General features: G+C 61.0%; 9 protein-coding genes. 7 read left to right on the forward strand and 2 right to left on the reverse strand.

Annotated elements, in window-relative coordinates:
* The first annotated feature begins 118 nt into the window (after positions 1-118).
* The 5 genes from BN1124_RS04025 (at position 119) to BN1124_RS04045 (ending at position 6,551) form a co-directional block, all read left to right on the forward strand.
* On the forward strand, positions 119-763 hold the full coding sequence (locus BN1124_RS04025; protein WP_042639421.1) for a TetR/AcrR family transcriptional regulator: 645 nt from the start codon (positions 119-121) through the stop codon (positions 761-763).
* 382 nt (positions 764-1,145) lie between these two features.
* Complete coding sequence (locus BN1124_RS04030) at positions 1,146-2,336, forward strand: glycine C-acetyltransferase (RefSeq protein ID WP_042639424.1); 1,191 nt, start codon at positions 1,146-1,148, stop codon at positions 2,334-2,336.
* Between the two features lie 85 nt (positions 2,337-2,421).
* Complete coding sequence (gene tdh / locus BN1124_RS04035) at positions 2,422-3,447, forward strand: L-threonine 3-dehydrogenase (RefSeq protein WP_042639426.1); 1,026 nt, start codon at positions 2,422-2,424, stop codon at positions 3,445-3,447.
* Between the two features lie 296 nt (positions 3,448-3,743).
* Positions 3,744-4,196, forward strand: coding sequence for a c-type cytochrome (locus BN1124_RS04040; RefSeq protein ID WP_042639428.1), 453 nt, complete (start codon positions 3,744-3,746; stop codon positions 4,194-4,196).
* Between the two features lie 84 nt (positions 4,197-4,280).
* Complete coding sequence (locus BN1124_RS04045) at positions 4,281-6,551, forward strand: putative bifunctional diguanylate cyclase/phosphodiesterase (RefSeq protein WP_042639430.1); 2,271 nt, start codon at positions 4,281-4,283, stop codon at positions 6,549-6,551.
* Positions 6,552-6,578: 27 nt separating this feature from the next.
* On the opposite strand, the gene rep is transcribed toward BN1124_RS04045, so the two are convergent.
* Entirely contained in the window at positions 6,579-8,591 is a 2,013-nt protein-coding gene (rep, locus tag BN1124_RS04050) for a DNA helicase Rep (protein WP_042639432.1), read from the reverse strand.
* Positions 8,592-8,744: 153 nt separating this feature from the next.
* Here rep and BN1124_RS04055 point away from each other — a divergent pair, with 153 nt between their 5' ends.
* Entirely contained in the window at positions 8,745-9,965 is a 1,221-nt protein-coding gene (locus BN1124_RS04055; RefSeq protein ID WP_042639434.1) for an aminotransferase class V-fold PLP-dependent enzyme, read from the forward strand.
* A gap of 14 nt (positions 9,966-9,979) precedes the next feature.
* Positions 9,980-10,417: a SufE family protein gene (locus tag BN1124_RS04060; protein ID WP_042639436.1), complete on the forward strand. Its 438-nt coding sequence runs from the start codon at positions 9,980-9,982 to the stop codon at positions 10,415-10,417.
* 82 nt (positions 10,418-10,499) lie between these two features.
* On the opposite strand, the gene tcdA is transcribed toward BN1124_RS04060, so the two are convergent.
* A complete protein-coding gene (tcdA, locus tag BN1124_RS04065; protein ID WP_042639442.1) occupies positions 10,500-11,306 on the reverse strand; it encodes a tRNA cyclic N6-threonylcarbamoyladenosine(37) synthase TcdA in 807 nt (268 codons plus the stop codon).
* Between the last annotated feature and the right edge of the window lie 168 nt (positions 11,307-11,474).

The raw sequence follows: 11,474 nt of genomic DNA on the forward strand, positions 1-11,474 counted from the left end.
CCGTGTGACTGCTTGTTAAAGCTGTGTATAGTGGGCCAATTTGAAATTGCCGAAAAGTTTATCACGGGCCGCAAGGGGATTCGACCTTGATGCACAGGGCCCGGCAGAGGGATCAGCGATGAAAACCAGAGACAGGATCATTCACAGCGCCACCGAGCTGTTCAACGATCAGGGTGAACGCAACATCACCACCAACCACATTGCCGCCCATCTCGGCATCAGCCCAGGCAACCTTTATTACCACTTCCGCAATAAAGAAGACATCATCCACTCCATCTTCGATCAATATGCCCGCCACCTGAGCGACAGCTTCACTCCGGCCCGCAGCAACGAGATCAAGCTGGAAGATCTGATGGGCTACCTGGACGCCATCTTCTATCTGATGTGGCAGTTCCGCTTCTTCTACGCGAATCTGCCAGACATCCTCAGTCGCGACGAACCGCTGCAACAGAAGTACCTCAAGGCCCAGGAGCAGCTGCGCGCCTCCGTGGTTGCCCTGCTCAGGAGCCTGCGCGAGGGCGGCATCATAGACGTCAGCGATGACGACCTGCCGGATCTCGGCCAGACCATCAAGATGGTGGTGACCTGCTGGATCCCGTTCCAGATAGCCCAGGCGCCCGCCACCCGCATCACCAAGCCACTGCTCTATCAGGGGGTCCTGCGGGTGCTGTTCCTGCTGCGTCCCTATGTGCAGCCTCAGGTTGCCGAACAGATCCACCAGCTGGAGCAACATTACCATCAGCTGGCCCAACCAGCTGGGTGAGATCTGTTTCACAATTGTTGAATATCAGCACAATAATTTGAATTTCAGCGAACCTATTACAGTAAAATGTTGCCTACCCTAGGGCCTGTCGACATTTCGTCACGACCGCGACGGTGTCAGTTTTTGCGCATCGCGAGGCGCGAGACACGAAGTTTGGTCGTTCAAATGAGTTGTCGAGAAACGACGTTATGCGCAAGAAATTGACCCGTCCCTACGGGTTGCACGGCAAATCAGGCCATGCGTTGTTGCAGGACTTGCCAAGGGGATGGCCATTGCCGGCGCCCTGCGCCTAGCCTGGCGTCATTTGTCGTAGCAACGCGGCTTGCGACGAAACGTCAACAGACCCTAATTTCCCAGCCGAAATAGCTAATGAGGACCGAGGATGTCTAACGGATTCTATCGTCACCTGAGCGAGCAGCTCGAGCAGGTCAAAGCGGAAGGCTTGTACAAGCAGGAACGCATCATCACCTCGGCTCAGCAGGCCAGGATCGCGGTGGGCGGCGAGCAGGTACTGAACTTCTGTGCCAACAACTATCTGGGGCTCGCCAATCATCCTGAGCTGATCAAGGCGGCCCATGAGGGGCTCGATAGCCACGGCTTCGGCATGGCCTCGGTGCGCTTCATCTGCGGCACCCAGGATCAGCACAAGGTGCTGGAGCAGAAGTTGTCGACCTTCCTCGGCACCGAAGACAGCATCCTCTACTCCTCCTGCTTCGATGCCAACGGCGGCCTGTTCGAGACCCTGTTTGGCGCCGAAGACGCCATCATCTCAGATGCGCTCAACCACGCCTCCATCATCGATGGCGTGCGACTGTGCAAGGCGAAACGCTACCGCTATGCCAACAACGACATGGCCGAGCTGGAGGCCCAGCTCAAGCAGGCCAATGCCGATGGCGCCCGTTTCAAGCTGATCGCCACCGACGGCGTCTTCTCCATGGACGGCGTCATCGCCGACCTGAAATCCATCTGCGATCTGGCCGACAAGTACGATGCCCTGGTCATGGTGGATGACTCCCACGCGGTCGGCTTCATCGGCGAGAACGGCCGCGGCACCCACGAATACTGCGGCGTGCTGGACAGGGTCGACATCATCACCGGCACCCTGGGCAAGGCCCTCGGTGGCGCCTCCGGTGGCTACACCTCCGGCAAGAAAGAGGTGATCGACTGGCTGCGTCAGCGCTCCCGTCCCTACCTGTTCTCCAACTCCCTGGCACCGTCCATCGTCTCCGCCACCATCAGGGTGATCGACATGCTGGCCGAGGGCCACGCCCTGCGTGCCAGCCTGAAAGAGAACAGCAACTACTTCCGCACGCGCATGAGCGCCGCCGGTTTCACCCTGGCCGGCGCCGATCACGCCATCATTCCGGTGATGCTGGGGGATGCCAAGCTGGCCTCCGAGATGGCGAGCCGCATGCTGGCCGCCGGCATCTACGTGGTGGGCTTCTCCTTCCCCGTGGTGCCCAAGGGGCAGGCCCGCATCCGCACCCAGATGTCCGCCGCCCACACCCGCGAGCAGCTGGACAAGGCGATCGACGCCTTCATCCGCATCGGCCGTGAACTCGGCGTGATCTGATTGAAACGGGGCCGATATCGGCCCCATTTTTTGCACTCTCTGCTGTGCCCACAGAACCCTGCGCAGCGCCTTGAGGAAGTCTGTCATGAAAGCACTCTCCAAACTGAAGAAAGAAGTCGGCATCTGGATGACGGATGTCCCGGCCCCCGAGCTCGGCCACAATGATCTGCTGATCAAGATCCGCAAGACCGCCATCTGCGGTACCGACATCCACATCTACAACTGGGACGAGTGGTCCCAGAAGACCATCCCGACACCCATGGTGGTGGGTCACGAATACGTGGGGGAAGTGGTCGCCGTCGGTCAGGAGGTGCGTGGCTTCGCCGTAGGCGATCGCGTCTCGGGTGAAGGCCATATCACCTGCGGCCACTGCCGCAACTGCCGTGCCGGTCGCACCCACCTATGCCGCAACACCATAGGCGTCGGCGTCAACCGCCCTGGCTCCTTCGCCGAGTATTTGGTGATCCCGGCCTTCAACGCCTTCAAGTTGCCGGACAACGTACCCGATGAGCTGGCCGCCATCTTCGATCCCTTCGGCAACGCCGTGCACACCGCGCTCTCCTTCGATCTGGTGGGTGAAGACGTGCTCATCACCGGTGCCGGCCCCATCGGCATCATGGCCGCCGCCGTCTGCCGCCACGTCGGCGCGCGCCACGTGGTGATCACCGACGTCAACGAATACCGGCTCGAACTGGCTCGCAAGATGGGCGCTACCCGCGCCGTCAACGTGAGCACGGAGAAACTCTCCGACGTCATGACCGAGCTCGGCATGACCGAAGGCTTCGACGTGGGGCTGGAGATGTCCGGCGTGCCCAGCGCCTTCCAGGACATGATCGACAAGATGAACCACGGCGGCAAAATCGCCATGCTCGGCATCCCCCCCGCCACCATGGCCATCGATTGGGGCAAGGTGATCTTCAAGGGGCTGTTTATCAAAGGGATCTACGGCCGTGAGATGTTCGAGACCTGGTACAAGATGGCCAGCCTCATCCAGTCTGGGCTGGATCTCTCCCCCATCATCACCCACAACTTCCACATCGATGACTTCCAGCAGGGCTTCGATGCCATGCGCTCCGGTCAGTCCGGCAAGGTGATCCTGAATTGGGATTGATGACGTCTTCGCCGTGCCGGTGCACTTGCCAGCAGAGCACTCTGGGTGCGATGCAGTTCGACAAGCCCGGCAAGGTGATGCTCAATCGGGATAAATAAGTCTTTTCCCATGCCTGCCCCAGAAAACCCGGCGAAAGCCGGGTTTCTTTTTACCAGCACCGGCCCCCAAGCCCCTGCCGCCGTCGAATTTTTATTCGCAGATTGCTTAACACTTCACACACAAGCGTTTAAATGCCTGTAACTATTCGGTTATAATCCCGTCGTTTTCTAGGGATAATAAGAGCCTGCTGGGAGTATATGAGCGTGTTGAGAAAACTGAGCTATTTGCTGGTTGCCGGGATGGCGGTTGCCAGTCTGTCCGGCACCGTGTTTGCTGCCGACGAGATGTCAGCGGAAGCCATCGCCGAGCGTATCGCCCCGGTCGGCCAGGTCTACACCGCCAAGGATCTGGAAGGGATTGCAACGGCCGCCGCGGCGCCGGCTGCCGCATCGTCCGGTCCCCGCGACGGCGAGACCGTGTTCAAGGGTGCCTGCTTCGCCTGCCATGACACCGGCGCGGCCGGTGCCCCCAAGCGCGGTGACAAGGCCGCCTGGGAGCCCCGCATCGCCCAGGGCATAGACACCCTGAAAAAACACGCGATCGAAGGCTTCACCGGCCAGTCCGGCATGATGCCGCCACGGGGTACCTGCGCCACCTGTAGCGACGAAGAGATCCTGAATGCCGTCCACTACATGATCGACAAGCTATAAGTAATTGAAAGGACTTCTATTGAAGTCCTTTCAATCCGTTTGCTTCCGGCAACCCTTGAAGGTCTGTTCAATCGGGAGTTTTGCATGTCAGCCCAGCCCACCACACCGCACGACTCCGCGCCCTTGCTGGCGATCGTCTCCTCCATCATGGATTTTCCTGCGCCCGGTGCTGCCTCCCGGGAGGACTACGGCAGGCTGCTCGAGCAGCTGGGCAGGCTCTGTCCCTTGCGGCACTTTGCCATGCTGGGGCTGGCGAATGCCGGCTTGCACTGGGTGTATGAACATCAGATCGACGAGGACTTCAAGCAGCAGCTGGGGCGTGAAGAGCCCCGCCTCAACGAGCAGCTCACCCGGCTCGATGAACATCAGGGCTGGTGTGTGCAGGCGGTGGAGCATGGCGAGGTGCAGTGGTTGCTGGCCTGCGCGGCACCCGAGCACCTGCCCACCCTGCGGCTGCTGCTGGAGTGTCTGGCCAAGCGGCTGCATGAGACCCAGACCGGCGCCCAGCTGGCGGGACAGGCCTCCCCCCTCATGCAGCGGGATCCCCACTGGCAGCAGAAGATAGAAAAGATCAGCCGCATCATGCGATTGGCTCACAGCCTGCCCCAGCATGCTCTGCTCTCCCAGCTGGAGGCCGTGTTGCGCCAGATGCTGGCAGTCAGCGACATGCTGCTGATCCGGCTCGACAGCCAGCGCCTGGAGAAGCTCTACCCGGCGCAACTCTCCTATGGCGACGACTTCATCAGGGCGCTCTGCCACAGCACCAACGGGGTCGAGCGATACGAGGCGGGGCAGTATTGGTACAGCCTGCCCCTGCGCCAGCAACAACAGTATTTCGCCCACCTCCTCATCAATACCGCCCAACCGCTGGAGACCGATGATCGGCTGTTCCTCGACTTCCTGCGCCACCAACTGACCCTGCTGCTGGAGCTCAAGCGGGTGCGGCAGCAGCTGGACGACATCCATTCGGAAGAGTCCATCAACCAGCGGCTGCAACAACTGCGTCAGACCAATCTGCGGCTGCAAAAGCAGCTCAAGCAGCACCAGGAGCTGGAGCGTCGGCTGCAATTCAACGCGCTGCACGACCCCCTGACCCAGTTGCCGAACCGGGCCCTGCTGATGAATCACCTTCATCACGCCATGACCCGCTATCGCCGTTACCAGACGGCTGGTTTCACCCTGATTTTCATCGATGTGGATCACTTCAAGCAGGTCAACGATGCCCTGGGTCATGGCGCCGGCGATCAGTTGCTGCAGGAGTTGAGCCGGCGGCTGCAGAGCTGCATCCGGCAGAACGACATGGTGGCGAGGCTCGGAGGGGATGAGTTCGTCATCTATCTGGACAACAGTCAGCAGGAGGAGGACGTCAGCCCTGTGCTCAATCGCCTGGTCGGCCGGGTCTCCCACCCGTTCCGGTTGCAGGGCAATGAGTTGAGCATCACGGTGAGTCTGGGGGTCGCCAGCGTCTCTGAGCAGACAGCGGACATCAGCGAGCTGCTGCACCAGGCCGATCTGGCCATGTACCAGGCCAAACGCAATGGTCGCAGCCGCATCGTCACCTATTCCGAGGCCTGTCAGGATCACACCGGCTCACCGGAGGAGAAGCTGACCCGCGCCTTGCGGGAAGGCAGGATAGTGCCCTACTTCCAGCCGGTGATCCGGCTAGAAGACAGCCGTCTGACCGGGCTCGAGGTGATGGCGCGCTGGATAACGGAGGAGGGAGAGCTCAAGGACGCCTTCGACTTCATCCCGCTGGCGGAGCAGTGCGGCCTCATCCAGGAGCTGGACCGACATATCCTCAGCCTGACCTGCCGGCAGTTGAAGAGCTGGCTGCCCGTCTCGGGTCGCAGCCGCTTCAAGATCGCCATCAACCTCTCCGGCAAGCACCTGGCCAGCCGTGAGCAGGTCATGCAGCTGGTCAACATCATGGAAGAAGAGGGGGTACTGCCGAGTTACTTCATCTTCGAATTCAACGAGCGGGAGCTGTCGCGGCAGAATGTCGACTCCCTCACCTCGTTGCATGAACTCAGGGCCAAGGGCATCCAGATCAGCCTGGATGACTTCGGCACCGGCTTCTCTTCCCTCAATGCCCTGTTCCACTTCCCGGTGGACTACATCAAGGTGGATGACAGCTTCACCCACCGGATGCTGAATTCTCCCAAGGATCTGGCGCTGATCCGCGCCATGCGGGACATCTGTCAGGATCTCGACTTCACCCTGGTGGTCGAGGGGATCGAAAACCAGCAGCAGTTGCAGAAGCTGATCGATCTCGGCTGCACCATGGGGCAGGGGCGCCACATCTCTCCGCCCCTGCCCGGCGCCGACATTACCCCATTGCTGAGCCAGGCGAACTGACGCCGGCTCAAGCCCTCCTGGACTCCGTCAATCCTTCTTGAACAGGGCCCGCAGGTTGGCGACCCCGACCTGCCCCTTCTGCTGGCGCTCCTCGGCGGTCACCTTCTTCTGGTTTTCCCACTCCAGGTCATCCTGGGGCAGCTCCAACAGGAAGCGGCTCGGTTCGGGCCGCACCGATTCCCCGTACTGGCGCCGCTCCTTGCAGAGGGTGAAGGTGAGCTCGGTCTGGGCACGGGTGATGCCCACGTAGGCGAGGCGACGCTCCTCCTCCACGTTATCTTCATCTATGCTGGTCTGGTGTGGCAGCATACCCTCCTCCATACCCACCATGTAGACATAAGGAAACTCCAATCCCTTGGAGGCATGCAGTGTCATCAACTGCACCTGATCCGCGTCATCCTCCCCCTCGTTGCGTTCCATCATGTCCCGCAGGGTGAGCCGGGTCACCACCTGGGGCAGGGTCATGGGCTCGTCCAGCTCGTTGCCCTCCAGCATCTCGGTGATCCAGCGATAGAGGGTGGAGACGTTCTGCATCCGCATCTCCGCGGCCTTGGGGCTGGGTGAGGTCTCATGGAGCCACTCCTCGTAGTGGATCTCCTTGATCATGTCCCGCACCGCCTCCACCGGGTTGCCGCGCTGGGCCTGATCCCCGAGCCGCACCAGCCAGTTGGTGAAGGCCTGCAGGGCGTGCAGACCACGGCCAGTCAGTGACTGCTCCAGCCCCAGCTCGAAGCTGGCGGCAAACAGGCTCTTGCCGCGCTGGTTCGCGTACTGGCCGAGCTTCTCCAGCGTGGTGGGGCCTATCTCCCGGCGCGGCAGGTTGACCACCCGCAGGAAGGCGGTGTCCTCGTCCGGGTTCACCAGCAGCTTGAGGTAGGCCATGATGTCCTTGATCTCGGTACGCGAGAAAAACGAGGTGCCCCCCGAGATGCGGTAGGGAATGCGGTTGGTCATCAGCGCCTTCTCGAAGATGCGCGACTGATGGTTGCCCCGATAGAGGATGGCGTAGTCCTTGAAGCGGGTGCGGTTCATGAACTTGTGGCCCATCAGCTCGGCGGCGATCCGCTCCGCCTCGTGCTCCTCGTTCTTGGCGAACAGCACCTTGACCGGCACCCCGTAGTCGAGCTCGGAGAACAACGCCTTGTCGAACACATGGGGGTTGTTGGCGATCAAGATGTTGGCGCACTTCAGGATGCGCCCCTTGGAGCGGTAGTTCTGCTCCAGCTTGATCAGCTTGAGGCTCGGGAAGTCCTCGTTCAGCAGCACCAGGTTCTGGGGCTTGGCGCCGCGCCAGGAGTAGATAGACTGGTCATCGTCCCCCACCACCGTGAAGCGGGCCCGCTCGCCGACAATCTGCTTCACCAGCTCGTACTGGCTGGTGTTGGTGTCCTGATACTCATCGACCAGCAGGTAGCGGATCTTGTTCTGCCAACGGGTGCGCACCTCCTCGTTGCTCTTGAGCAACAGGGTCGGCATCACTATGAGGTCATCAAAATCCAGCGCGTTATAGGCCACCATCTGGCGGTGATAACGCTCATAGAGCTGGGCCATCAGCACCTCTTCCGGTCCCTGGGCGATGCGCATGGCGCGGGCCGGCAGTATCAGGTCGTTCTTCCAGTTGGAGATCTGGCTGATGAGGGCGGACAGCTTGTCCTTGTCGTTGTCGAGCTCGGCTTCCGTCAGCTCCTTGAGCAGGGCCAGCTGATCCGTATCGTCGAACAGGGAGAAGTTCGCCTTGAGATTCAGGCTCTTGTGCTCACGACGTATGATGTCGAGGCCCAGAGTGTGGAAGGTGGAGACCATGAGCCCCCGTGCCTCCTTACGACCCAGGGTCTGGCCGACCCGCTCCTTCATCTCCCGCGCCGCCTTGTTGGTGAAGGTGACAGCCGCGATATTGCGGGCGTTATAACCGCACTGCTGTACCAGGTAGGCGATCTTGTTTGTGATGACGCGGGTCTTGCCCGATCCGGCGCCCGCCAGCACCAGGCAAGGGCCGGAGACGTGCTTGACCGCTTCGTTCTGATTGGGGTTGAGCTTCATGGGCCGGATCTCTTGGCTTATGATGAGGGGCGGCATTGTAACAGAGATCCCGCAGGCAGCCGAAACCGGACGCGGGACCCAACCACTTCGCCTTGTGTTTGGCCGCCAATTTCAGGATCATGACCGACTTTTCCAGAAGATGATGAGGGGAGCATGAACCAGCAACAGCACGCCAAGCTGCGCAGCCAGTTTCCGGCCTTGGCGCAGGAGGTCAACGGCCACCCTCTGATCTATCTGGACAACGCCGCCACCACCCAGAAACCCCAGGCGGTGCTAGATGCGATCGCTCACTACTACAGCGCCGACAATGCCAACGTACACCGCGCCGCCCATGCCCTGAGTGGCCGCGCCACCCGCGCCTTCGAGGATGCCCGCGAGACGGTCGCCCGCTTTATCAACGCACCCCATTCCCATGAGATCATCTGGACGCGCGGCACCACAGAGGCGATCAACCTGGTAGCCCAGAGCTGGGGCCAGAGCGAGTTGCAGGCGGGGGACGAGATCGTGCTCAGCACCCTGGAGCACCACGCCAATATAGTGCCATGGCAGCTGGTTGCCCAGCGTACCGGTGCCCTGATCCGGGTCATTCCGCTGGATAAGCACGGCGATCTCGATATGAACGCCTACCAGGGCTTGTTGGGACCTCGCACCCGATTGGTCAGCGTCGCCCATGTCTCCAATGCCCTCGGCACAGTCAATCCGGTGAAGGAGATAGTGGCGGCCGCCAAGGCGGTGGGTGCCCTGACCCTGATCGACGGCGCCCAGGCCGTCGCCCACCTCGAAGTGGATGTGCAGGCCATCGGCTGCGACTTCTACGCCTTCTCCGGTCACAAGCTCTATGGTCCGACCGGGATCGGCGCCTTGTGGGGCAAGACAGAACTGCTGGAGCGGATGCCCCCCTGGCAGGCAGGCGGCGAGATGATCGACCGCGTCAGCTTCGCGGGCACCAGCTTCAATGCTCTGCCGTTCAAGTTCGAGGCGGGCACCCCTCATATCGCCGGCGCCATCGGCCTCGCCAGCGCCATCGACTTCATCACTGCGCTGGACAGAGCCGAACTGGTTCGCCATGAACAGGCGCTAACCGACTATCTGGTGGCGGGGCTGCGACAGGTGCCGGGTCTGCGCCTTATCGGTGAACCAAAGCAACGGGCCGGAGCCGTCTCCTTCCTGCTGGACGAGATCCACGCCCAGGATGCGGCCACCCTGCTCGACATGCAGGGCATTGCGCTGCGAGTAGGCCACCACTGCGCCATGCCGCTGATGGAGAGCTTGGGGATCGGCGGCACCATGAGGGCCTCGCTGGCCTGCTACAACAACCAGGATGACGTGGATGCCCTGCTGGCGGCCCTGCACAAGTTAAGTGACTTCTTCTAAGGCGGATGATTGAAATGAGTGAGCTCGCAACCTACACCCAAATCGGCCAAGAACCTGACGCCGATACTATCCGACAGCAGTTTGCGGCGGCCAAGGGCTGGGAGAACCAGTATCGGCTCATCATCCAACTCGGCAAGTTGCTACCCGCGCTGCCCGCCGAATGGCAGACCGAAGAGCACCGCCTGAAAGGCTGCGAGAGCCAGGCCTGGTTGAAGGGTGAGCAGAGCGAAGGTGGCCGCTGGCACTTCGCCTGCGACTCCGATGCCCGCATCGTGCGCGGCCTTATCGTCATCGTGCTGGCGGCCCTCAATCACCAGAGTGCGGAGACCATTCAGGCCTTCGACATTGACGGCTATTTCGCCGAACTGGGGCTGGAGAAACACCTGAGCCCATCGCGGGGCAACGGCCTCAGATCCATAGTGCAGGGCATAATGGCGCTGGCGACTGCCTGACGCACCGTGATACAAGAGCACCGCCAGAAACGAAAAGAGCGCCCAAGGGCGCTCTTTTCGTTTGTGTGTTGCCAGAGAAAAACTACTCCACGAACTTCTCGGCCCGAGCGCCCCGCTCCGCAATCTTCTTCAATACCCGGGAGGCAGCCACCAGTCCGAAGGTTGCCGTCACCGGCGTCACAGCCCCGAAGCCGGAGGCGCAATCCATCTTCATGTTGCCGTCGCTGGTCGCCTTGGCCTGGCAGGTACCGCCCTTGCCATCCGGGTAGCTCAACTGCTCGGTTGAGAAGACACACTCCACGCCGAACTTGCGGGCCGGGTTTTTGCTGAAGTGATGCAGACGGCGCAGATCGGATCGCACCTTGGCCGCCAGCGGATCCTGGATGGTCTTGGCGAGATCGGCCACCGTGATCTGGGTCGGATCCATCTGCCCGCCGGCACCGCCCGCCACTATCACGGGTATCTTGTTGCGCTTGCAGAAGGCGATCAGCGCCACCTTGGCCTTGACCGAGTCGATGGCATCCACCACATAGTCGAACTCTTTCTTGATGTGCTCGGCCAGGTTGTCGACGGTGACGAAGTCATCCACCTCGTTCACCTCGCAATCCGGGTTGATGGCGCGGATGCGCTCGGCCATCACCTCTGTCTTGAGGCGACCGACTGTACCCTGCATGGCGTGGATCTGGCGGTTGGTATTGGTGATGCAGATGTCGTCCATGTCGATCAGGGTGATCTGGTTGATGCCGGCACGGGCCAGCGCCTCAGCAGCCCAGGAGCCGACGCCGCCGATCCCGACCACACAGACCCTAGCCTGACTAAAGGAGTTGAGAGCGCTCTGGCCATAAAGACGGGCAATGCCCCCGAATCGCTGTAGATATTCTGCTTTCATACCACCACCTTGCTTGAGGGCGGCCATTATAGCGGCAACAACGCCCCGCGACATCATCGGATGAGGTGGTATGGATACAGGAAGAGGGGAAGAACTGGCAGCCAGTGCTAAATTTTTGGATATCCAAAACGAAAAAAAGCCCAGTCTTTCGACTGGGCTTCTTGTTAG

The organism is Aeromonas eucrenophila (assembly GCF_000819865.1).
GTDB classification, from domain to species: Bacteria; Pseudomonadota; Gammaproteobacteria; order Enterobacterales; family Aeromonadaceae; genus Aeromonas; species Aeromonas eucrenophila.

Excerpts from the sequence above, each read along its gene's own strand:
- BN1124_RS04045 (WP_042639430.1), top strand. The coding sequence starts at position 4,281 with ATGTCAGCCCAGCCCACCACACCGCACGACTCCGCGCCCTTGCTGGCG.
- rep (WP_042639432.1), bottom strand. The coding sequence starts at position 8,591 with ATGAAGCTCAACCCCAATCAGAACGAAGCGGTCAAGCACGTCTCCGGC.
- tdh (WP_042639426.1), top strand. The coding sequence starts at position 2,422 with ATGAAAGCACTCTCCAAACTGAAGAAAGAAGTCGGCATCTGGATGACG.
- BN1124_RS04055 (WP_042639434.1), top strand. The coding sequence starts at position 8,745 with ATGAACCAGCAACAGCACGCCAAGCTGCGCAGCCAGTTTCCGGCCTTG.
- BN1124_RS04030 (WP_042639424.1), top strand. The coding sequence starts at position 1,146 with ATGTCTAACGGATTCTATCGTCACCTGAGCGAGCAGCTCGAGCAGGTC.
- BN1124_RS04040 (WP_042639428.1), top strand. The coding sequence starts at position 3,744 with ATGAGCGTGTTGAGAAAACTGAGCTATTTGCTGGTTGCCGGGATGGCG.
- BN1124_RS04060 (WP_042639436.1), top strand. The coding sequence starts at position 9,980 with ATGAGTGAGCTCGCAACCTACACCCAAATCGGCCAAGAACCTGACGCC.
- tcdA (WP_042639442.1), bottom strand. The coding sequence starts at position 11,306 with ATGAAAGCAGAATATCTACAGCGATTCGGGGGCATTGCCCGTCTTTAT.
- BN1124_RS04025 (WP_042639421.1), top strand. The coding sequence starts at position 119 with ATGAAAACCAGAGACAGGATCATTCACAGCGCCACCGAGCTGTTCAAC.